The sequence below is a fragment of the Streptomyces sp. NPDC056628 genome (assembly GCF_042792555.1).
Classification (GTDB): Bacteria; Actinomycetota; Actinomycetes; order Streptomycetales; family Streptomycetaceae; genus Streptomyces.
This window is the reverse complement of record NZ_JBHTWG010000020.1, coordinates 84,307-104,746: the sequence shown is the minus strand read 5'-3', so window position 1 is coordinate 104,746 and position 20,440 is coordinate 84,307. Positions and strand designations below refer to the sequence as shown.

The following is a 20,440-nucleotide window of genomic DNA, read 5'->3' as shown; positions in this document are numbered from 1 at the left end:
TCTCTCCTCCTCCGACTGTGCCTGGCACCCATCATGTGGAGCCGCGTCCCGGTACCTTACGGCCCCGGGACGCCAAAACGCACCGCTGTCCGTTCAGTTGAGCAGGCTCCCTTGGAGCTCCGCACGCAGATCCGGCGTCAGGACCGTACCGGCACGGTCGACCAGAAGCGCCATCTCGTACCCGATGAGACCGATGTCCGCCTCGGGATGTGCGAGGACGGCGAGGGACGAACCATCGGAGACGGACATGATGAAGAGGAATCCCCGCTCCATCTCCACAACCGTCTGGTTCACGCTGCCGCCCTCGAAGATGCGGGAGGCGCCTGCCGTCAGTGACGTCAGACCGGAGGCGACGGCCGCGAGCTGGTCGGCGCGGTCGCGCGGGAAGCCTTCGGACATCGCCAGAAGGAGTCCGTCGGCGGAGACCACCACCGTGTGAGACACCCCGGGGGTGTTGTCCACGAAGTTGGTGATCAACCAGTTCAGGTTCTGTGCCGCCTGGCTCATCGGGCTCACACTAACGCTCCTGGTTGTAGGTGCTGTCAGGACCGAAGCCCTGGCCGTTCGTTTCACTTCCCGCGCTGCGACCCCGCTGGACACCCCGGCGCAGGTTGCTCAGCCTGCCCCGGACGTCCTCGGGAGCACGGGAGACCTGTGGGCCCCCCTGGGGGGTGGATTCGGCGGCTCCCTGGACCAGGTTGGCCTTCGGGACCCGCCGCGGCAGGCCGGAGGAGGTGACCCCGCCCGCCTTGGGCTTCCGGAGCTGCGAAGCCTGCTGCCAGCGCTCGTCGTTCTGCGAACGCCAGGCGTTTTCGCCGTTGCTCTCCGGAGTGGGAGCCGGCGCTTCCTGCCGCACGGGCCGCGTGCCGTTGGTGCCGCCCGCGGCGGCGCCACGACGCGGAAGCCCGGCGTCGGTCACTGCGCGGGCCGCGGAATGGGCCGGTCCCGAACGGTCGAAGCCTATGCCGCGGGACTCGCCGGCGTCACCGGCCTGCGCGGATTCCGCTTCCGGAGCGTACTGCTCCTGGTAGCCGTCGCGGTAGCCGTTCTGCTGAGGCCAGTCGTCCTGGTGGCGCCGCTGCTCGAAGGCCGTGAAACCGTCCTGGCCGGAGGCGTTGTGCGCCACCGGCTCCTCGGCCGCGGGCTCCGCATAGCCGGAGTCCGGGTAGCCGTTGGGGGAGGAGAAGGCGTCGTCGCGCGGGAGGCCGCCGTTCGGCGCGTAGTACGTGTCGTCGTACGACGTCCGCTGGGGCTCCTCGTAGGCGGAGCGCTGCTGCTCGCCGTACGCCTGCCGCTGGTCCTCGTAGGACTGCTGCCGCTGCTCCTCGTACGCCTGCTGCTGGTCGTAGCCGTCCTGCGGCCCCGCGTAGCCGTTGCGGTCGTCGTAGGCGGGCTGGCCGAACTCGTCGTACGCGGGAGCCTCGGTGCCCTCCTGCCCCTGCACCTCGGCCTCGAGGGCCGCGCGGCGCTCCTCGCGCATCAGGGAGCGGCCGACCGGGTCGAGCTCGCGGATGTCGTCCGGGACCTCGGTGTAGGCGCTGTCGTCGAAGCCGAGCTCGGCCGCCGTACGCATCGGCTGACCGAAGTTCTCGCCCTGGAACTGCTGCTCCGGGATGATCTGCGAGACGGTGAACTCGTCGCGCAGCGGCTGCTGTTCGGCGCCACCGCCACCGTGCGTGATGGCGTCCGGCAGCATGACCAGCGAGGTGGTGCCGGCCTGCTCGCCCGAGGGGCGCAGCTGGACGCGGATGCCGTGCCGGTCGGACAGCCGGCCGACCACGAACAGGCCCATGCGCTGGGATATCGCCGCGTCGACGGTGGGCGGGTTCGCCAGCTTGTGGTTGATGTCCGCGAAGTCCTCGGCGGTGAGGCCGATGCCCTTGTCGTGGATCTCGATCATCACGCGGCCGTCGGGGAGACGGGTCGCGGTGACACGCACCTTGGTCTGCGGCGAGGAGAACGTGGTGGCGTTCTCCAGGAGCTCGGCGAGCAGGTGCACGAGGTCGGTGACCGCGCGGCCGTGGATCTCGGCCTCCGGGACGCCGGACAGCTCGATGCGCTCGTACTGCTCCACCTCGGAGGAGGCGGCGCGCAGCACGTCGACCAGCGGGACCGGCTGGTCCCAGCGGCGGCCCGGCTCCTCGCCGGCGAGGACGAGGAGGTTCTCGCCGTTGCGGCGCATACGGGTCGCGAGGTGGTCCAGCTTGAAGAGGTTCTCCAGCTGGTCCGGGTCGGCCTCGTTGTTCTCCAGGTCGGTGATCAGGGTCAGCTGGCCCTCGATCAGCGACTGGTTGCGGCGCGACAGGTTGGTGAAGATCGCGTTGATGTTGCCCCGCAGCAGGGCCTGCTCGGCGGCGAGCCGGACGGCCTCGCGGTGGACCTGGTCGAAGGCGCGGGCGACTTCGCCGATCTCGTCGCGGGTGGTGATCGGGATGGGCGCGACCCGGGTGTCGACCCGGCCGGGGTCGGTGCGCGAGAGCTGGTCGACCAGCATCGGCAGGCGCTGCTCGGCGATGCCGAAGGCGGCGTTGCGCAGCTGGCGCATCGCGCGGGACATCTGGCGGGCCACCATGCCGGCCAGGATGAACGCGGCGAGCAGGGCGATGACGACGGCGGCACCGGTGATGAGCGCGTCGCGCTTGGCGTTCTCGGAGACGCTCGCGGCCTCGTCCACGGCCTTGCTGACGAGGTCGGTCTCGATCTCGCGGTAGCCCTCGAACTTGGCGGTGGAGGCGCCCAGCCAGGCCTTGGGCGTGACGCCCTTGGCGGCCAGCTGCTCGGGGGTGAAGGTGCCCGCGGCGATGCCCTGGAGCATGGCGTCGGCGGCCGGCATGGCGCTGTAGGCGCCGCCCTGCGTGGAGCTGCTGGCACCGGCGTCGACGGCGGTGCCCTTGTCGCCGATCTTCTTGCGCTGCGTGGCCATGATCTGGTCGAGCTGGTCGACGTCGTCCTGGGTGGCGCCCGAGACGAACTCGTTGATCGCGATGCCCTCGAGGTAGCGGTACGACACGAGGGAGACGCCCTGCTGGCGGACCACCGCTTCCTTGGTGCTCGGCCGGATCAGCATGTGCACGCCGATCGACCGCTGGAGCGAGACGGCGGCCTTGGCGAGCGACACGGCGTAGACGGTGCGGCCGTAGGAGGTGATGTTGCCGGTGCCCAGGCTGAGCTCGTTGGCGAACTCCATCAGCGAGTGCTGGACGGCGACGTAACCCTCCTCGGTCTTCACCGGGTCCATCGCCTTGGTGTACGCCGCCTGACGCAGGGGCGCCAGCTTGGTCTCGTTGGAGCGGAACAGCTGCATACGGCGGTCGAGCGCGGCCGTGTTCGGCAGGTTCTGCGCCGCCTGGTCGAACTTCTGCTTGGCCCGGTCGGTCGCCGACCGCAGCTGCGTGACCGTGTCCGTGGTGCCCTTGCCCTGGAGCAGGTCGGGCGCGGTGAGGTCGCGTTCGTCCAGCAGGGCGTTGCCGTACTCCTCGGCGGCGCGCACGAGGAGGGCCACGTTCTCGGCGTCCTCGGCCTGCTGCCAGGTGTCGATGGAGCTCTTCACCTGGAAGCCGCCCATGACGAGGCCGACCATCACGGGTATGAGCAGGATCGCGTTCAGCCTCGTCGGCACGCGCCAGTTGCGCGGCGAGAAACGGCCGCCGCTCGGGGCCGGCGCGGCCGTGGGCTCGGATCCGGGCACAGGGGCGGGCGCCGCTCCGCGCGGCGGCGGGGTGAAGTTGCCCCGGGCCGACGGCTCGGGACTGTTCTTGCTTCGCCTCACTCGACCAACAACCTTCCGGCGGGGTCGGCACCTAGGTCGTGCCGCTGTGTCTCAGAGCCCATCGCCTTGGAGTACGCATGACTGATGAGTACGTCTTCGGCCAGTGGGCAGTTCTGGCATTCCAGCACGTGGGCCCGCGCTCCTCCAAACAGTGGAAGAGGGGGATTCCGTGCGATGTATGGCCTAGATAAAACGGTCATAAAGAGCGAGCCCCGTCAAAAGACGGGGCGTTCGTGCGCGCAGCGAGACCGGTTGACCGCGACGAGTTGCCGTACCACCCGATTCCTCTGCCGAAACGTTATGAACAGCGGAGCCGACCGTGTCAAAGGCCACAGCCGGCTCCGGGACATCTACGCCAAGTGCCGTACGTGCCCGCAGACTTGTGCTACCGCAGCCGTGCCATGAGCGCGTGCTCCACCAGCGTGATCAGCGCACTCTTGGCATCGGCACGGTGCCGGGCGTCCGTCGTGATGATCGGCGCGTCCGGTCCGATCTGCAGCGCCTCGCGCACCTCGTCCGGTGTGTACGGCTGGTGTCCGTCGAAGCCGTTGAGGGCGATGACGAAGGGCAGGCCGCTGTTCTCGAAGTAGTCGACCGCGGGGAAGCAGTCGGCGAGACGGCGGGTGTCCACCAGCACGACGGCGCCGATGGCGCCCCGCACCAGGTCGTCCCACATGAACCAGAAGCGGTCCTGACCCGGCGTACCGAACAGGTACAGGATCAGGTCCTGGTCCAGGGTGATACGTCCGAAGTCCATGGCCACCGTGGTGGTGGTCTTGTCCCCGGTGTGCGTGAGGTCGTCGATCCCCGCGCTCGCGGAGGTCATGACGGCCTCCGTGCGCAGCGGGTTGATCTCCGAGACGGCGCCGACGAACGTGGTCTTGCCCACGCCGAAGCCACCCGCCACCACGATCTTGGCGGAGGTGGTCGCCCGGCTTGGTTCAGAGCTTGCGAAGTCCACTGAGCACCCTTTCGAGCAGCGTCACGTCCGGTGCGCCACCGTTGTTCTCGTCGCCACCCGGCTGGTGGATGGCGACCAAGCCCGCCTCGGCGAGGTCCGCCACGAGGATCCTGGCCACGCCCAGGGGCATGGAAAGGAGCGCGGAGACCTCGGCGACCGACTTCACCTCGCGGCACAGGTGGCAGATGCGCTGGTGCTCCGGGAGGAGCCCCATCAGTGCCGCCGGGTCCGCAGTGGTGCTGATCAGAGCCTCGATGGCCAGCTGGTAGCGCGGCCGGGTCCGGCCGCCGGTCATCGCGTACGGACGTACCAGCGGCTGGTCGCCCTCATCCTCGTACGGCTCCGCGTACGGATCATGAGAGGCGGTGGGCGGGGTCATGAATCCTCCGGGCTGGGACACAAGTCGGTCGGTCAAGCCGTCGGGTGAGGGGCCAGTGGGGGGATTGTGGCGGCCGGACGGTGATTTGGTGAGACGGGTGGATCCGGGAGATGTCAGTGGAGCAGACTGCCTTGCAGTTCGGCACGCAGGTCCGGGGTGAGGACCGCGCCCGCACGGTCGACCAGGAGTGCCATCTCGTACCCGACGAGGCCGATGTCCGCATCCGGGTGAGCCAGGACGGCGAGGGACGACCCGTCCGAGATGGACATGAGGAAGAGGAATCCCCGCTCCATCTCGACGACGGTCTGTGCGACGTCCCCGCCTTCGAAGATCCGGCTGGCTCCTGCCGTCAGCGAGGTCAGACCCGACGCGACGGCCGCCAGCTGGTCGGCACGGTCGCGGGGGAAACCCTCCGACATGGCGAGCAGAAGGCCGTCGGCGGACACGACGACGGTGTGGGACACCCCGGGGGTGTTGTCCACGAAGTTGGTGATCAACCAGTTGAGGTTTTGTGCCGCTTGGCTCATCTGGCTCAACTAACGCTCCTGCTGGTGAGTGGGGCTCGGGAAGCTGCCGGTCTGGCCGCTGCCGGCCTGACGGCCCTGAGCGATGCCCCGACGAAGGTTGGTCAGCCGGCCGCGTACGTCATCGGGCGCACGCGAGACCTGCGGACCGCTTTGGTGCTGTTGCTGCTGAGCCGTGCCAGGGACGAGGTTCGCCCTGGGCACGCGGCGCGGCAGGCCGGAGGTGGTGACTCCGCCCGCGGCGGGCTGCCGGACGCGTTCAGCCTGCCGAACGAGGTCGTCGTTCGGTGAGCTGCGCCAGGCGGTCGACGCGGAGCGCTGGGGGGCGGAGGACGGCTGGGGCCGCTCCGCCGGGGCCGGACGCTCCTGCTGCGGAGCGGCGGCCGGGGTGTCGGTGCCCGGCTGGTGTCCCTGCGGACCGCCGTGGAACCAGTTGGTCTCCAGTGTGTCGTACAGCGGGGTACGACCGTCGCCGGGACCGGTCGCCGGCGGCAGGGCCTCGGGCTCCTGCCGCACGGGACGCTGCTGCGGACGCTGCGGGACGGGGGGCTGCTGGCCGGCGCCGTAGCCGGTGTTGCCGCCGTACGTCCCGTTGCCGTTGACCTGGGGCCGCTCGAACTGGCCGGTGGACTCCGGGCTCTGCCGGCCCGGCAGCGAGTGCCGGCCCGTCGAGCCGTTGTCGTACGCCTGCGGCGCGGCGAACTGGCCCGTCTGCGAGGCGTTGTTCTGCCCCGAGCCGTTGGGGCCGAAGACGTCCGGGCGGACGAACTGGCCGGTGTCGTGCTGCGCGTTGGCACCGGGGTGGGCGAACTGCCCCGTGTTCTGCTGGCCGTAACCGCCGGCGGCCGGGGCGTCGAAGTCCGGACGGGCGAACTCCGAGGTGGAGGCCGGGCCCTGCCGGTCGTCGATCCGCGGCATCCGCGACGTCTGCTGCGCCGGGTCCTCGTCGTGCCCGCGCGGGGCGTCGAGCGAGGCACGCGGCACCGGAGGCTGCGCGTTCTCGTCGCTCCAGCTGGGACGCGAGGGCTGGTTGCCGCCCGGCAGCTCGGCCCGCGCGCCACCGCGCGGCGGCAGCTGCGGCCGGCGGCCACGGCGGGAGCCCTGCTCGCCGGCGGGCGGCGCCTGCGGAGGCGTCGGGGCGCTCTGGCGGGACTGGTCGCGTCCGGGGGCGGTCCCGCGGGAGCCGCCGCCGAACATGCCCTGACCGGCGCCGTTGCCCTGCATGCCCTGACCGGCGCCCTGCGGCGGACCGCCGAACCCGGCACCGGCCGGAGCCGGCCGGCCCTGCGCGGGAGCACCGGGACCGCCCTGCGGTCCGCGCGGCGCGCCCGGTCCACCCTGCATACCGCCACCGTCACGTCCGGGCAGCGCGGCCCGCGGGCCCTGACCGGGAGCGAGCCGGCCGCCGCCCGGGGCACCGGCGCCGACGGCGCCGCCACCCGGCGCACCCCCACCGAAGGCACCGCCGCCGGACTGCGCCTGACGGCGGGCGGCGGCCGCACCGGCGGCGGCCTGCGCGGCGGCGGGACCGCCGGAGGCACCGGGGCCGCTCGGGCCGGGCTTGCCACCGGCCGGCTTCTTGCCGCCCTGGGCGACGTCGACGGGCAGCATGACCAGCGCGGTCGTACCACCGGAGTCGGACGGGCGGAGCTGGATGCGGATGCCGTGGCGCTGCGACAGACGGCCGACCACGAACAGACCCATGCGGCGGGAGACGGAGACGTCCACGGTGGGCGGCGAGGCGAGCCGCTCGTTGATCGCCGCGAGGTCCTCGGGGGAGAGGCCGATGCCGGTGTCGTGGATCTCGATCAGCACGCGGCCGTCGGGCAGCGCGTGACCGGTGACCTTGACCTTGGTCTGCGGCGAGGAGAACGAGGTCGCGTTCTCCAGCAGCTCGGCGAGCAGGTGCACGAGGTCGTTGACCACACGGCCGGCCACTTCGGTGGTCGGCACGGCGGCCAGCTCGATGCGCTCGTACTGCTCCACCTCGGACGCGGCGGCGCGGAGCACGTCGACCAGGGGGACCGGGCGGGTCCACCGGCGGCCGGGCTCCTCACCCGCGAGGACGAGGAGGTTCTCACCGTTACGGCGCATACGCGTCGCGAGGTGGTCGAGCTTGAACAGCGAGGACAGCTGGTCCGGGTCGGCCTCGCGGGACTCCAGTTCGGAGATCAGCGAGAGCTGACGCTGGATGAGGCCCTGGGAGCGACGCGAGAGGTTGGTGAACATCGCGTTGACGTTGCCCCGCAGCAGGGCCTGCTCGGCGGCGAGGCGGACCGCCTCGCGGTGCACGTCGTCGAAGGCCGCGGCCACCTGGCCGATCTCGTCCCGGGAGTGCACACCGACCGACTCCACGGACGTGTCGACGTCCTGCGGGTCGGCCTCGGAGAGCTGCTTGACCAGCTCGGGCAGACGGTCCTGGGCGACCCTGGTGGCTGTCTCCTCCAGCCGGCGCAGCGAGCGGATCATGGAGCGGGCCACGACGAAGGCGCCGACCAGCGACACACCGAGCACGAGCAGGATCAGCGCACCGGAGATGATCGCTTCGCTCTCCGACTCGTTGCGCAGCTCGCGGGCCTTCTGCTCCATCTCCTCGAGCAGAGTGGTCTCGATGGCGCGCATGCCCTGGATCTTGGTGGTGCTGTCGTCCACCCAGTCCCGGTAGGAGCGCTTGTCCAGCGAGGCGAGGCCGGTGGACGAGGTCAGGGCGCGGGTGGCGTAGGTGTCACTGGCCTTGATCGTCGGGTTGCCGTCACCGATCGGCTTCAGCAGCTCCTCGGCGGGCTCGCTGCCGTAGATGCTCTTGAAGGAGCGGAGCTCGGACTTCTGGCTCTCCAGCGCGGAGTCGGCGTAGAGGCGGTCGTTGTCCGAGAGGTCGGCGTCGGCGGTGTTGTTCGCCGGGAGGGCCGCGGCGAGGACCGCGCGCTGGATGGAGGCGTACTCCTTGGCGGAGGAGAACGACGCCAGGGCGCGGGTGCTCTGGATCATGTCCGGGTTGCTGGTCGCCTCGGCCATGTCCTGGGAGAGGTCCAGCAGGTGGGTGATCAGCCGGTGGTAGGCCTCCACGGTCTGCGTGGAGTTGCCGTCGGCCTGGTACGCCGTGCCGCGGACCTCGGAGATCGTGCCGAGCTCGCGGATCAGCTGGACGATGTTGTCGCGGACGCCCTTGAGGCTGCCGTCCTTGCTCTGGTCGTCGATCTCCTCGGAGGCGTCGCGGAAGCTCTGCGCGGCGCGGTCCGTCTTGTCGCGGTAGCCCTTGACCGTGTAGTCGCCGGCCTTGGCGCCGTGGGCGAGCGGACCGGCGGACTGGTCGCGCTCCTCCTGGAGCGCGTGGGCGAGCTCGGTGGCCCGCTTCGTCATGTCCGTCAGCAGCCGCATGTTCTCCAGCTGCTGGATGTCGTCCATGTTGTCGCTGATGCGCAGGGCGCCCAGCGAGGTGGCCGCGACCACGGGGAGCGTCAGCAGCGCGACGAGGCGCGTGGAGATACGCCAGTTGCGCAGGGCTATCCGTGAGCCCGGGCCGACCTCGCCCCTGGCCGGCTTCTTCGTCGGAGGCGGGGGAACCGCGGTACCCGGGGACGCCGACACAGCGTGGCGCCCGGAGCGCTCACCGCTGTCGACCGACGGGGCCGGGCCCTGGGTCTGGGCGTGCTGGGTCGAGGGACCTCGGTCGGTCCCGCCGTGCTCCGGCTCCGCCGAAGCGCTGCCATCCCTCTTGAAACGTCCCTGCACTAGCGTCGCAACCTCTGGACCAGGCGCCCTTCCGCGTGAGCGGTCGGACACGGTGTCGGCGTATTGGGGAGCGTCCTGAACACGCTCCCTGGTGGTCGTGAGTGACCCCGGCGCTGGCTCCCCCTTCTCGCCGCCACTCGGCGCGTCGATGCGCCCCCTGTGCGCCGGCTCGATCCTGCGGCGGTCCGTGGAATTCCAGCACAGTGCAGGATCTCCAACAAGGCCCGTAGGTCGAGCCGTGACATACGTGACACCGTGTGAGTGCCGGGTTACCTGCCGTGGATCCTTATTCATCCCAGAACGGGCATAAGTCCGCGAGTCGCTTTCGCGTGAAAGGTGCCCCAGTCGCCATGATCAGGAGCGGAATGATGGCTTCAGGGGGCGATTGTCCGTTTCCCCGCCTCGTGGGTCGGGTCGGAATTGCCGGGATTATTCATCCCGGCGTGAGCAAACTCACACTTAGATCAAGGGGTCTTCACGACTTCTCCGGGAAGCGGATGTTTAGCCTGACGCTTTACAAGAGGGATGTTTCTGCCCACCCGCGTCCGGACGCAGGCCCCGACAGGCTCGTATCCGGGCGCTTCGTCACGACAGGACTCAGTACGACCGTGAAGACGACGATGATCCACACCATAGCCAACCCGCGGCGCACGAAGCTGGCCCACCTCGACAGCGCCGGCGAACTGCGCCTCCCCGAGCAGCCGGAGCACTCCCTCGACCTCCCCGCTCAGACCGCCAACCCCAAGCGCACCATCCTCCAGGAACTCCCCGCGACCACCGTCGCCGGTTAGTACGGGCGCGCACGGCAGGTCGTTCATCGGCGGACGACCACCCGGTGGAGGGATCCGCCACGACGGCCCCGGCGTCCGCGCCGCTCGCGCGAGGCGTGGACGCCTCACCGCGCTAGCCTGGAGCATCAGACTCCAGCCGGCTTCAAGTGAGGGGCGCAGGATCCCGTGCGCATCGCCAGATTCTCCATCGACGGGAACGTCGCCTTCGGCGCGGTCGAGGGCGACAGGCCGGACGAATACGTCCTCGACATCATCAAAGGCATCCCGTTCACGGACTTCGAGCTCTCCGGCACGAAGGTGCCGCTGAGCAAGGTCAGGCTGCTGCCGCCGGTGCTCCCCAGCAAGGTCGTGGCCTTCGGCCGCAACTACGCCGAGCACGCCCGTGAACTCGGCAACGAGGTACCCGACGCCCCGTTCGCCTTCTTCAAGCCGTCCACCTCGGTGATCGGCCCCGGTGACGAGATCCAGTACCCGTCCTTCACCCAGGACCTCCACCACGAGGCGGAACTCGCCGTCGTCATCGGCCGGCTGTGCCGCGAGGTCCCGCGCGAGCGCGTCAAGGACGTGATCTTCGGCTACACCTGCGCCAACGACATCACCGCGCGGGACGTCCAGAAGCGCGAGAAGCAGTGGGCGCGGGCCAAGGGCTTCGACAGCTCCTGCCCGCTCGGCCCCTGGGTGGAGACCGGACTGGACATCGGGACGGCGTCCGACCTGACGATCCAGCTCACGGTCAACGGCGAACAGCGCCAGCTCGGCCGCACCAGCGAGATGATCCACTCCATCGAGGACCTGGTCGTCAACATCTCCGAGGCCATGACGCTGCTCCCCGGCGACGTCATCCTCACGGGCACCCCGGCAGGCGTCGGACCCCTCAACGTCGGCGACGACGTCGCCGTCACCATCGAAGGCATCGGCACTCTCACCAACAAGGTTGTCAAGCGTGGCTAGCGCATCAGGCTCCCCCGTACGCGTCCGTTTCTGCCCGTCGCCCACCGGTAACCCCCACGTGGGCCTGGTCCGCACCGCCCTGTTCAACTGGGCGTTCGCCAGGCACCACCAGGGCACCCTGGTCTTCCGTATCGAGGACACCGACGCGGCCCGCGACTCCGAGGAGTCCTACGAGCAGCTCCTGGACGCCATGCGCTGGCTGGGCTTCGACTGGGACGAGGGCCCCGAGGTCGGCGGCCCGCACGCGCCGTACCGCCAGTCGCAGCGGATGGACCTCTACAGGGACGTCGCCGCCAAGCTGCTGGACGCCGGCTACGCCTACCACTGCTACTGCTCCCAGGAGGAGCTGGACACCCGCCGCGAGGCCGCCCGCGCCGCCGGCAGGCCGTCCGGCTACGACGGGCACTGCCGCCGGCTCACCGACGCCCAGGTCGAGGAGTACAAGGCCCAGGGCCGCACGCCGATCGTCCGCTTCCGGATGCCCGACGAGCCGATCACCTTCACGGACCTGGTCCGCGGCGAGATCACCTACCTCCCGGAGAACGTCCCGGACTACGGCATCGTCCGTGCCAACGGCGCCCCGCTGTACACGCTGGTCAACCCGGTCGACGACGCCCTCATGGAGATCACCCACGTCCTGCGCGGCGAGGACCTGCTCTCCTCCACGCCCCGTCAGATCGCCCTCTACAAGGCGCTCACCGAACTGGGCATCGCCAAGCAGACCCCGGCCTTCGGGCACCTGCCGTACGTGATGGGCGAGGGCAACAAGAAGCTCTCCAAGCGCGACCCGCAGGCCTCGCTGAACCTCTACCGCGAGCGTGGCTTCCTGCCCGAGGGCCTGCTCAACTACCTCTCGCTGCTCGGCTGGTCACTCTCCGCCGACCAGGACATCTTCAGCATGGACGAGATGATCGCGGCCTTCGAGATCGAGGACGTCAACCCGAACCCGGCCCGCTTCGACCTGAAGAAGTGCGAGGCGATCAACGCCGACCACATCCGGCTGCTCGACGTGAAGGACTTCACCGAGCGCTGCCGCCCGTGGCTCCAGGCTCCCGTCGCCCCGTGGCCCCCGGAGGCGTTCGACGAGGCCAAGTGGCAGGCGATCGCCCCGTACGCGCAGACCCGCCTCAAGGTCCTGTCCGAGATCACCGACAACGTCGACTTCCTGTTCCTGCCGGAGCCGGTCTTCGACGAGGCGTCCTGGGCCAAGGCCATGAAGGAGGGCAGCGACGCCCTGCTGCGCACGGCCCGCGAGAAGCTGGACGCCGCCGACTGGTCCTCCGCCGAGTCGCTGAAGGAGGCCGTCCTGGCCGCCGGCGAGGCCCATGGCCTCAAGCTCGGCAAGGCCCAGGCCCCGGTCCGCGTCGCCGTCACCGGCCGCACCGTCGGCCTGCCGCTCTTCGAGTCCCTGGAGGTCCTGGGCAAGGAGAAGACGCTGGCCCGGATCGACGCGGCGCTGGCGAAGCTGTCCGCCGCCTGATCCACGCGCGCCCGTGAGGGGCGGCACCCGCGGTCCGCGGGTGCCGCCCCTTCGGCGTCGGGCGGCGATGTCAGTGGGCCCGGCTACGGTTCCACCCATCGAGTTCCTTGATCAGGAAGGCGCGCCGTCATGCCGATGTCTCCTCGCGACTACACCTGGCTGTTCACGCCGGGCAGCACGTTCAGCCACCCCTCCGGGACCACCGGCGTGATCCATGTGGCCGACGGCGGCGAGCTGGACCTGCCCACCGGACGGGTCGTCGCCTGCGACCCCTTCGTGTACCTCGGCACCGGGGACATAGAGCCCTTCACGGTCACCGTCGCCCCCGGCCGCTACCGCGTCGAGGCCGCCGTCGCCACCCTCACCTCCCCCGGCGAGGCCCCGTCCGACGACCCCCACCGCCGGGTGGCGGCGGCACGCCTGGTCATCCGCGACGAACCCACCGTGACGTGGGAGTTGGCCCTGCAGCCCGGCCAGGACCCGGCCGACCTCGGGGACGAGGAGTTCTACGGCTACGGCGTCGACGCCGGCACCGGCTGCTTCTACGACGCCTCGGCCGAGGAGGGCTTCCCGGAGGCGCAGGAGGACGAGGGGCCGCTGTGGGACGCCTTCGAGGGCAGCGACTGGTCCGGCGGGCCCCACCTGATCACGTCCCCCGGCACCGGGCACACCCTGGCCGCCTTCACCTCGGGCTGGGGCGACGGCGCCTACCCGACCTGGACGGGCCGCGGCGCCGACGGCGAGGTCACCTGCTTCGTCACCGACTTCTTCGTGGCCCCGGACGAGGCCGGCGCCCTGGTCTGACCGGCCCGCGCGCCGCGATCCCCGGACAGGCCGCGGTGGCGCGCGCTACCGTCGGATCATGAGCATTCGCGCCGTGGTCTGGGACGTGGACGACACGCTCTTCGACTACACCGCGGCCGACCGGGCCGGTATGCGCGCACACCTGGCGGCCGAGGGGCTGCTCGAGAGGTACGGGAGCGCCGAGCGGGCCCTGGCGCGCTGGCGCGAGGTCACCGACGCCCAGTGGGCGCGCTTCGCGGCCGGCCAGGTGACCTTCCAGGCGCAGCGCCGCGACCGGGTGCGGGTCTTCCTCGGCGAGGAGCTGGGCGACGCCGAGGCGGACGCCTGGTTCGACCGGTACGTCGGGCACTACGAGACGGCCTGGGCGCTGTTCCCGGACGTCCTGCCGGTCCTGGACGCCCTCGCGGCCAGCCACCGGCACGCGGTGCTGTCCAACTCCAGCCTGCACGTCCAGGACCGCAAGCTTCGGGTGCTGGGCGTCCACGACCGCTTCGAGGCCATCCTGTGCGCCGCCGAGCTGGGCGTGTCCAAGCCGGAGGCCGGCGCCTTCCACGCCGCCTGCGCGGCCCTGCGGCTCGCCCCGCACCAGGTGGCCTACGTCGGCGACCATCCGCTGATCGACGGGCGGGGCGCGGCGGACGCCGGGCTGCTGTCGGTCTGGATCGACCGTGACGGCGTGTACACCGCCGATGACATGGCCGTCGGCCCCCACCGGATCGCCTCGCTCGCCGAACTCCCCGCGCTGCTCGGCGCCGATACCCGTTTTGGAGCCCGGCCCTCGTTCAGGTAATGTTCTTCCTGCGCCGCCGAGGAGCGGGCCGAAAGGCCGGGACCCGGGGGAGCGAACTAGAACAAGAACCCCTTAGGGGCTTGCGTTCCAGTGGCCTATGGTGTAATTGGCAGCACGACTGATTCTGGTTCAGTTAGTCTTGGTTCGAGTCCAGGTAGGCCAGCTCGCAGAGCTCATCTGCGCCGCGGAGACCAGTCCGCAAAGCCCCCGTTGTGTAGCGGCCTAGCACGCTGCCCTCTCAAGGCAGTAGCGCCGGTTCGAATCCGGTCGGGGGTACAGATCCTTCCCGCGAGGACGGCTCGGGTAGCTCCCACCGACTTCGATGCAGGATCGCTAGGGCCCCCGTTGTGTAGCGGCCTAGCACGCCGCCCTCTCAAGGCGGTAGCGCCGGTTCGAATCCGGTCGGGGGTACAAACTGGTCTAAACCACATTGGTCTATGGTGTAATTGGCAGCACGACTGATTCTGGTTCAGTTAGTCTTGGTTCGAGTCCAGGTAGACCAGCTCGGATCCGCGGCGGTGCAGTTTTGAACGCTCGTAGGATCCTCGCCCCCGTTGTGTAGCGGCCTAGCACGCCGCCCTCTCAAGGCGGTAGCGCCGGTTCGAATCCGGTCGGGGGTACAGCGAGAAGGCCCTCCGCTTCGGCGGGGGGCCTTCGCCGTGTTCCCGCTCACTCGAAGCCGTAGCGTCGCGCGGACTCCTCCTCCTGGGCCAGCCGGTGCAGAGCCTGGAGCATCGGCTCCACCAGGACCGCGCCCAGGACCGCCGTCTCCACCTTCTCGGCCTCCGACGCGTGGGTCTCCACGAAGTCCAGGTCCAGGACGGCCGCGCCGTGCATCAACCGGGCGTAGGACAGCAGCAGTTGGGGGTCCCAGTCGTAGCCGAGGCGCCGCAGGGCCGCCACCGCGACGACCAGGGAGCGGTAGGCGGGGGAGATCGACACCAGCGCCTGGGCGTTGGACCAGCCCAGGTCCGCCAGGAGCCGGTCCGCGGTCTCGTGGGCGCCGCGCACGTGCTCGTCGTCCTCGTCCGGTTCCGGGATCTGCGGCAGGGCCCACAGGGCCGCGCCCATCCGGATCGTCCGGGGGAGGGTGTCGTCGTCGACGTGGCGGAGCACCTCCCGGGCGGTCGCCACCGGCAGTCGCCCCACCTGGATCAGCGCGCGCACCAGCCGCAGCCGGCGCAGGTGCTCCTCGTCGTACTCGGCGGTGCGGGCGTTGATCTGGCGGCCGGGGCTCAACAGGCCCTCGCGCAGGTAGTACTTGATCGTCGCGATGGGCACGCCGCTGCGCTCACTCAGCTCCGCCAGCCGCATGTCTTGCGCCTCTCCTTGGGAAGTGCCACTATCCAATCACCGAACCGAAGGATAGTGCCGCTGTCCAACGAGGGGTCAGGGGGCGACATGGTCGCGAAGCCGGTGCTGGGGCGTACGACCGCCGACACCGAGGGCGACGTGGTGGTGCTGCTCATCGGCATGCGGATCAACCACTTCTGGGCCGTGCACCAGTGGCTCCCGGTGATGCTGGCCATGTTCCGCATGCTCGCGGAGCTCGCGCGGGACAGCGACCGGGGGCTGCTGGGGCGGGTGCTCCTGACGGCCTCGCCGCGGACGTACTACGTCGTCCAGTACTGGGAGTCCAAGGACAAGCTGTACGCGTACGCGGCCGCGCCGGACATGTTCCACCACAAGGTGTGGGGGACCGTGAACCGCGAGGAGCGGGCCGGGAAGGTCCGCGGGAACGTGGGGATCTGGCACGAGGCGTACGTCGTGCCCGAGGGGTCGTACGAGTCCGTCTACGGGGACATGCCGGCGTTCGGCCTCGCGGCCGCGCACGGGCAGGTGCCGGTGGAGCGACGCGGCCGGTCCGCGAGGGACCGGTTCGCCCACCGTTCGGAAAGCCCGCCCGGGTAGCGCGGGGGTGATCCGTCGGCCCGGGATCCGCCGCGGCGTTGAGGCGGGTCCCGGACCGACGGCGTGGACCGTCGTGAGGGGGGGGGCGATCAGCCCGTGCGGCGCAGGGCCTCGGACAGACGGGAGGCGGCGTCGATGACCGCCTGGGCGTGCATCCGGCCGGGGTGGCGCGTGAGGCGCTCGATGGGGCCGGAGACCGACACGGCGGCCACCACGCGGTTCGACGGGCCGCGCACCGGCGCGGAGACGGACGCGACGCCCGGCTCGCGCTCGCCGATCGACTGGGCCCAGCCGCGGCGCCGTACGCCGGAGAGGGCGGTGGCCGTGAAGCGGGCGCCCTGCAGGCCGCGGTGCAGCCGCTCGGGCTCCTCCCAGGCCATCAGGATCTGCGCGGACGAACCCGCCTTCATCGTCAGCGTCGAGCCGACCGGGACCGTGTCCCGCAGGCCGGACAGCCGCTCCGCCGCGGCGACGCAGATGCGCATGTCGCCCTGGCGGCGGTAGAGCTGGGCGCTCTCGCCCGTCACGTCCCGCAGATGCGTGAGGACCGGGCCGGCCGTCGCGAGGAGCCGGTCCTCACCCGCCGCCGCGGCCAGTTCCGCGAGCCGGGGGCCGAGAATGAAACGGCCCTGCATGTCGCGCGCCACCAGCCGGTGGTGTTCCAATGCCACGGCCAGTCGATGTGCTGTGGGTCGTGCGAGTCCGGTGGCCGAGACGAGTCCCGCGAGGGTGGCCGGGCCGGACTCCAGGGCGCTCAGGACAAGGGCTGCCTTGTCCAGGACGCCGACGCCGCTACTGTTGTCCATGCAACGATACTCGCGTCTCACTCTGTGAAACGCAAGTTCAATTTCCCGTGGAACACGCCACTCTGGATGTCACGAAGGCACAGCGGCCCGTGGACCAGAACGGGCCTGGCGGCGGACGTCCGGAAGCAGGGGCGCGGACGGCGGTCGCCTTCTCAAGATCTCTAGTTGGGCCGGTGGACCGTAGACCGGCCGAAGGGAAAGCGATGGGTAGGACACTCGCGGAGAAGGTCTGGGACGACCACGTCGTCCGGCGCGCCGAGGGCGAGCCCGACCTCCTCTTCATCGATCTGCACCTGCTGCACGAGGTGACCAGCCCGCAGGCCTTCGACGGTCTGCGCAAGAGCGGTCGCCGGGTGCGCCGGCTCGACCTCACCATCGCGACCGAGGATCACAACACCCCGACCCTCGACATCGACAAGCCCATCGCGGACCCCGTCTCCCGCGTCCAGCTGGAGACCCTGCGCGAGAACGCCGCCGAGTTCGGCGTCCGGCTGCACCCGCTGGGCGACGTCGAGCAGGGCGTCGTCCACGTCGTCGGCCCGCAGCTCGGACTGACCCAGCCCGGCATGACGGTGGTCTGCGGCGACTCGCACACCTCCACGCACGGCGCGTTCGGCGGCCTGGCGTTCGGCATCGGCACCTCCCAGGTGGAGCATGTGCTGGCCACCCAGACGCTGCCCATGACCCGGCCGAAGACCATGGCCATCACGGTCGACGGCGAGCTGCCCGAGGGCGTCACCGCCAAGGACCTGATCCTGGCGATCATCGCCCGGATCGGTACCGGCGGCGGCCAGGGCTACGTCCTGGAGTACCGCGGCCCCGCCATCGAGAAGCTCTCGATGGAGGCCCGCATGACCATCTGCAACATGTCGATCGAGGCCGGCGCCCGCGCGGGCATGATCGCCCCCGACGAGACGACCTTCGCGTACCTCGAGGGCCGTCCGCACGCGCCGAAGGGCGAGGACTGGGACGCGGCCGTCGCGTACTGGAAGACGCTGCGGACGGACGACGACGCCGTGTTCGACGCCGAGGTGGTCATCGACGCCTCCGAGCTGTCGCCGTTCGTCACCTGGGGCACCAACCCGGGGCAGGGCGCGCCGCTTTCGGCGTCCGTCCCCGACCCGGCTTCGTACGAAGACGCTTCGGAGCGTCTGGCCGCCGAAAAGGCCCTGGAGTACATGGGGTTGGAGGCCGGCCAGCCGCTGAGCTCCATCAAGGTGGACACCGTCTTCGTAGGCTCCTGCACCAACGGCCGCATCGAGGACCTGCGCGCCGCCGCCGAGCTCGTCAAGGGCCGCAAAGTCGCCGACGGCGTACGGATGCTGGTCGTCCCCGGCTCCGCGCGGGTCGGTCTGCAGGCCGTCTCCGAGGGCCTGGACGTCGTCTTCAAGGAGGCCGGCGCCGAGTGGCGCCACGCGGGCTGCTCGATGTGCCTGGGCATGAACCCCGACCAGCTGGCCCCCGGCGAGCGCTCGGCGTCCACGTCCAACCGCAACTTCGAGGGCCGGCAGGGCAAGGGCGGTCGTACCCACCTGGTGTCGCCGCAGGTCGCGGCGGCCACCGCGGTCCTGGGCCACCTGGCCTCCCCGGCCGACCTGTCCGACGCCGAGACCCGTACGCCCGCTGGAGTCTGATCAGTCATGGAAGCATTCACCACGCACACCGGCCGGGCCGTCCCGCTGCGCCGCTCCAACGTCGACACCGACCAGATCATCCCTGCTCACTGGCTCAAGAAGGTGACCAGGGACGGCTTCGAGGACGGGCTGTTCGAGGCCTGGCGCAAGGACCCGGAGTTCGTGCTCAACCGTCCCGAGCGCGAAGGCGCCACGGTGCTGGTCGCCGGCCCCGACTTCGGCACCGGCTCCTCCCGTGAGCACGCCGTGTGGGCGCTGCAGAACTACGGCTTCAAGGCCGTCATCTCGTCCCGCTTCGCCGACATCTTCCGCGGCAACTCGCTGAAGAACGGCCTGCTCACGGTCGTGCTGGAGCAGAAGATCGTGGACACGCTGTGGGAGCTCACCGAGAACGACCCCACAACTGAGGTCACTGTGGACCTTGAGGCGCGTGAGGTGCGCGCCGAGGGCCTCACCGCCCCCTTCGAGCTGGACGAGAACTCCCGCTGGCGGCTGCTGAACGGCCTCGACGACATCTCGATCACCCTGCGGAACGAGGACGACATCGCCGCCTACGAGGCGAAGCGGCCGTCGTTCAAGCCGCGCACCCTCCAGGGCTGATCCGGACCCCGCGCAAGGCGACTTCCGGCCACCCCAACACACCCGCAGTACCCCCGATCGGCCCGATCGGGGGTACTGCCATGTCTGCACCCGAACGGCCCTGCGTGATCCCCGCACCGCTCACAACACCCCGCGTTACGGCGGGTGTTGCCGGGGTACGTGAGTGGTGCCACCGCGGCTTCCGCAAGTGCCCGGAAAGCCAACTGAGGCCGGAGTTGCACCCCTGGCAGGCGACAACTCGCCCCAGATGGCACAATCTGTGCATGGAACACGACGGCCAACTCGAGCCCTATGCGGCGGTCGCGGACCAACTCAAGGAAGCGCACGCGAGCGTGCGCGCACTGCAAGTCCCGGAGGGCGTACGGATGGCGCTGACCCGGAAGCTGCTGGTCATTACGGCCGCGGCCAAGCACGACGTCGCCGAAGCGGCAAGGCGTCTGGAGCGGTTCGTCGCGGACCTCGACGCGGGGCGATTCCCCGAAGAGGAACGCTGAGAACACCTTCGAGACAGTCGAGTCTGTTGCGGCACAAGGGTGATTAGCCCGTTTCGTGTTTGATTTGCGGTATATATCTGCCTAACGTGCGAAAAAGCTTGAACACTTTCGTTCTGGCGATGTCTCCGAAGGGGAAGACGTGAACAAGGCGCAGCTCGTAGAAGCGATTGCCGACAAGATGGGTGGCCGCCAGCAGGCCGCCGATGCTGTCGACCACGTACTGGACGCCATCGTCCGCGCCGTCGTGGGGGGCGAGCGGGTCTCGGTCACCGGCTTCGGTTCGTTCGAGAAGGTCGACCGCCCGGCCCGGTACGCCCGCAACCCTCAGACGGGCGAGCGGGTTCGGGTCAAGAAGACCTCGGTTCCCCGCTTCCGCGCCGGTCAGGGCTTCAAGGACCTGGTGAGCGGTTCGAAGAAGCTGCCGCGCGGCGGAGAGGTCTCCGTGAAGAAGGCGCCCAAGGGCAGCCTGTCCGGCGGCGCCTCGGCCACGGTCAAGAAGGCCGCCGCGAAGAAGACCACCAAGGCCGCCGCGAAGAAGACGACGACGGCCGCCGCCAAGAAGACGACGGCGAAGAAGACCACGGCGACGGCGAAGAAGGCGGCCGCGAAGAAGGCGCCGGCGAAGACGACGACGGCCGCCGCCAAGAAGACGACGGCGAAGAAGACCACGGCGACCGCGCAGAAGACGGCGGCCAAGAAGGCCCCGGCGAAGAAGGCCACCGCCAAGAAGGCGCCCGCCAAGAAGTCGACGGCTCGCAAGACCACCGCCAAGGCGACCGCCCGCAAGAGGTAGAACCGCAAGGGCACTCACGCG

General features: G+C 70.3%; 18 protein-coding genes and 5 tRNA genes. 15 read left to right on the top strand and 8 right to left on the bottom strand.

Features of this window, described 5'->3' with window-relative positions; genetic code table 11:
• Positions 1-93 precede the first annotated feature (93 nt).
• The 6 genes from ACFRAC_RS23375 to ACFRAC_RS23350 all read right to left on the bottom strand — a co-directional run bounded on the left by ACFRAC_RS23375 (position 94) and on the right by ACFRAC_RS23350 (position 9,365).
• Positions 94-507, bottom strand: coding sequence for a roadblock/LC7 domain-containing protein (locus ACFRAC_RS23375; RefSeq protein WP_005479603.1), 414 nt, complete (start codon positions 505-507; stop codon positions 94-96).
• A gap of 10 nt (positions 508-517) precedes the next feature.
• Positions 518-3,769 carry a nitrate- and nitrite sensing domain-containing protein gene (locus tag ACFRAC_RS23370; RefSeq protein ID WP_382926817.1) on the bottom strand — a complete coding sequence of 1,084 codons (3,252 nt, stop codon included), beginning with the start codon at positions 3,767-3,769 and terminating at the stop codon, positions 518-520.
• Positions 3,770-4,154: 385 nt separating this feature from the next.
• Positions 4,155-4,730 carry an ATP/GTP-binding protein gene (locus ACFRAC_RS23365; RefSeq protein WP_055624289.1) on the bottom strand — a complete coding sequence of 192 codons (576 nt, stop codon included), beginning with the start codon at positions 4,728-4,730 and terminating at the stop codon, positions 4,155-4,157.
• Complete coding sequence (locus tag ACFRAC_RS23360; protein WP_003997626.1) at positions 4,711-5,109, bottom strand: DUF742 domain-containing protein; 399 nt, start codon at positions 5,107-5,109, stop codon at positions 4,711-4,713. Before ACFRAC_RS23360 ends, ACFRAC_RS23365 begins: the two co-directional genes overlap by 20 nt.
• Before the next feature lie 113 nt (positions 5,110-5,222).
• Positions 5,223-5,636 (bottom strand): roadblock/LC7 domain-containing protein, encoded by a 414-nt coding sequence (locus ACFRAC_RS23355; RefSeq protein ID WP_382926858.1) that lies wholly within the window; start codon positions 5,634-5,636, stop codon positions 5,223-5,225.
• A 9-nt stretch (positions 5,637-5,645) separates the two neighbouring features.
• Positions 5,646-9,365 carry a nitrate- and nitrite sensing domain-containing protein gene (locus ACFRAC_RS23350; protein WP_382926815.1) on the bottom strand — a complete coding sequence of 1,240 codons (3,720 nt, stop codon included), beginning with the start codon at positions 9,363-9,365 and terminating at the stop codon, positions 5,646-5,648.
• Positions 9,366-9,973: 608 nt separating this feature from the next.
• On the opposite strand from ACFRAC_RS23350, the gene ACFRAC_RS23345 reads away from it, so the two are divergent.
• The 10 genes from ACFRAC_RS23345 to ACFRAC_RS23300 all read left to right on the top strand — a co-directional run bounded on the left by ACFRAC_RS23345 (position 9,974) and on the right by ACFRAC_RS23300 (position 14,801).
• On the top strand, positions 9,974-10,156 hold the full coding sequence (locus ACFRAC_RS23345; protein ID WP_062666619.1) for a hypothetical protein: 183 nt from the start codon (positions 9,974-9,976) through the stop codon (positions 10,154-10,156).
• Positions 10,157-10,321: 165 nt separating this feature from the next.
• On the top strand, positions 10,322-11,107 hold the full coding sequence (locus ACFRAC_RS23340; protein ID WP_382926813.1) for a fumarylacetoacetate hydrolase family protein: 786 nt from the start codon (positions 10,322-10,324) through the stop codon (positions 11,105-11,107).
• Complete coding sequence (gene gltX / locus ACFRAC_RS23335) at positions 11,100-12,587, top strand: glutamate--tRNA ligase (RefSeq protein WP_382926812.1); 1,488 nt, start codon at positions 11,100-11,102, stop codon at positions 12,585-12,587. The genes ACFRAC_RS23340 and gltX overlap by 8 nt, the downstream gene beginning before the upstream one ends.
• Positions 12,588-12,716: 129 nt before the next feature.
• The gene (locus tag ACFRAC_RS23330; protein ID WP_382926809.1) at positions 12,717-13,391 is read left to right on the top strand and encodes a DUF4241 domain-containing protein; all 675 of its coding nucleotides are present in this window, start codon (positions 12,717-12,719) and stop codon (positions 13,389-13,391) included.
• A gap of 58 nt (positions 13,392-13,449) precedes the next feature.
• On the top strand, positions 13,450-14,181 hold the full coding sequence (locus tag ACFRAC_RS23325) for an HAD family hydrolase (protein WP_382926806.1): 732 nt from the start codon (positions 13,450-13,452) through the stop codon (positions 14,179-14,181).
• Positions 14,182-14,272: 91 nt separating this feature from the next.
• Positions 14,273-14,344 (top strand) — tRNA-Gln (locus ACFRAC_RS23320).
• Between the two features lie 40 nt (positions 14,345-14,384).
• A tRNA-Glu gene (locus tag ACFRAC_RS23315) sits at positions 14,385-14,457 on the top strand.
• A gap of 62 nt (positions 14,458-14,519) precedes the next feature.
• Positions 14,520-14,592 (top strand) — tRNA-Glu (locus ACFRAC_RS23310).
• A gap of 20 nt (positions 14,593-14,612) precedes the next feature.
• Positions 14,613-14,684: transfer RNA gene (locus tag ACFRAC_RS23305), tRNA-Gln, on the top strand.
• Positions 14,685-14,728: 44 nt separating this feature from the next.
• Positions 14,729-14,801, top strand: a tRNA-Glu gene (locus ACFRAC_RS23300).
• Positions 14,802-14,850: 49 nt separating this feature from the next.
• On the opposite strand, the gene ACFRAC_RS23295 is transcribed toward ACFRAC_RS23300, so the two are convergent.
• Positions 14,851-15,495, bottom strand: coding sequence for a MerR family transcriptional regulator (locus ACFRAC_RS23295; RefSeq protein ID WP_382926804.1), 645 nt, complete (start codon positions 15,493-15,495; stop codon positions 14,851-14,853).
• 87 nt (positions 15,496-15,582) lie between these two features.
• Here ACFRAC_RS23295 and ACFRAC_RS23290 point away from each other — a divergent pair, with 87 nt between their 5' ends.
• On the top strand, positions 15,583-16,092 hold the full coding sequence (locus tag ACFRAC_RS23290; RefSeq protein ID WP_382926801.1) for a DUF4188 domain-containing protein: 510 nt from the start codon (positions 15,583-15,585) through the stop codon (positions 16,090-16,092).
• Between the two features lie 89 nt (positions 16,093-16,181).
• Here the strand turns inward: ACFRAC_RS23290 and ndgR are convergent, their stop codons facing one another.
• Entirely contained in the window at positions 16,182-16,898 is a 717-nt protein-coding gene (gene ndgR, locus ACFRAC_RS23285; protein ID WP_055623332.1) for an IclR family transcriptional regulator NdgR, read from the bottom strand.
• Between the two features lie 203 nt (positions 16,899-17,101).
• Here ndgR and leuC point away from each other — a divergent pair, with 203 nt between their 5' ends.
• The 4 genes from leuC to ACFRAC_RS23265 all read left to right on the top strand — a co-directional run bounded on the left by leuC (position 17,102) and on the right by ACFRAC_RS23265 (position 20,419).
• Positions 17,102-18,532, top strand: coding sequence for a 3-isopropylmalate dehydratase large subunit (gene leuC, locus ACFRAC_RS23280; RefSeq protein ID WP_382926796.1), 1,431 nt, complete (start codon positions 17,102-17,104; stop codon positions 18,530-18,532).
• Between the two features lie 6 nt (positions 18,533-18,538).
• Positions 18,539-19,132 (top strand): 3-isopropylmalate dehydratase small subunit, encoded by a 594-nt coding sequence (gene leuD, locus ACFRAC_RS23275; protein ID WP_382926793.1) that lies wholly within the window; start codon positions 18,539-18,541, stop codon positions 19,130-19,132.
• A gap of 263 nt (positions 19,133-19,395) precedes the next feature.
• On the top strand, positions 19,396-19,626 hold the full coding sequence (locus ACFRAC_RS23270) for a hypothetical protein (protein WP_361346802.1): 231 nt from the start codon (positions 19,396-19,398) through the stop codon (positions 19,624-19,626).
• 139 nt (positions 19,627-19,765) lie between these two features.
• Positions 19,766-20,419, top strand: a complete 654-nt coding sequence (locus ACFRAC_RS23265; protein WP_361346805.1) for an HU family DNA-binding protein — start codon at positions 19,766-19,768, stop codon at positions 20,417-20,419.
• Positions 20,420-20,440: the final 21 nt, after the last annotated feature.

Bases quoted from the DNA above. Each gene is read 5' to 3' on its own strand.
- ndgR (WP_055623332.1), bottom strand. From the start codon at position 16,898: ATGGACAACAGTAGCGGCGTCGGCGTCCTGGACAAGGCAGCCCTTGTC.
- ACFRAC_RS23330 (WP_382926809.1), top strand. From the start codon at position 12,717: ATGCCGATGTCTCCTCGCGACTACACCTGGCTGTTCACGCCGGGCAGC.
- leuC (WP_382926796.1), top strand. From the start codon at position 17,102: ATGGGTAGGACACTCGCGGAGAAGGTCTGGGACGACCACGTCGTCCGG.
- ACFRAC_RS23355 (WP_382926858.1), bottom strand. From the start codon at position 5,636: ATGAGCCAAGCGGCACAAAACCTCAACTGGTTGATCACCAACTTCGTG.
- ACFRAC_RS23270 (WP_361346802.1), top strand. From the start codon at position 19,396: ATGGAACACGACGGCCAACTCGAGCCCTATGCGGCGGTCGCGGACCAA.
- ACFRAC_RS23325 (WP_382926806.1), top strand. From the start codon at position 13,450: ATGAGCATTCGCGCCGTGGTCTGGGACGTGGACGACACGCTCTTCGAC.
- ACFRAC_RS23290 (WP_382926801.1), top strand. From the start codon at position 15,583: ATGGTCGCGAAGCCGGTGCTGGGGCGTACGACCGCCGACACCGAGGGC.
- ACFRAC_RS23360 (WP_003997626.1), bottom strand. From the start codon at position 5,109: ATGACCCCGCCCACCGCCTCTCATGATCCGTACGCGGAGCCGTACGAG.
- leuD (WP_382926793.1), top strand. From the start codon at position 18,539: ATGGAAGCATTCACCACGCACACCGGCCGGGCCGTCCCGCTGCGCCGC.
- ACFRAC_RS23295 (WP_382926804.1), bottom strand. From the start codon at position 15,495: ATGCGGCTGGCGGAGCTGAGTGAGCGCAGCGGCGTGCCCATCGCGACG.
- ACFRAC_RS23375 (WP_005479603.1), bottom strand. From the start codon at position 507: ATGAGCCAGGCGGCACAGAACCTGAACTGGTTGATCACCAACTTCGTG.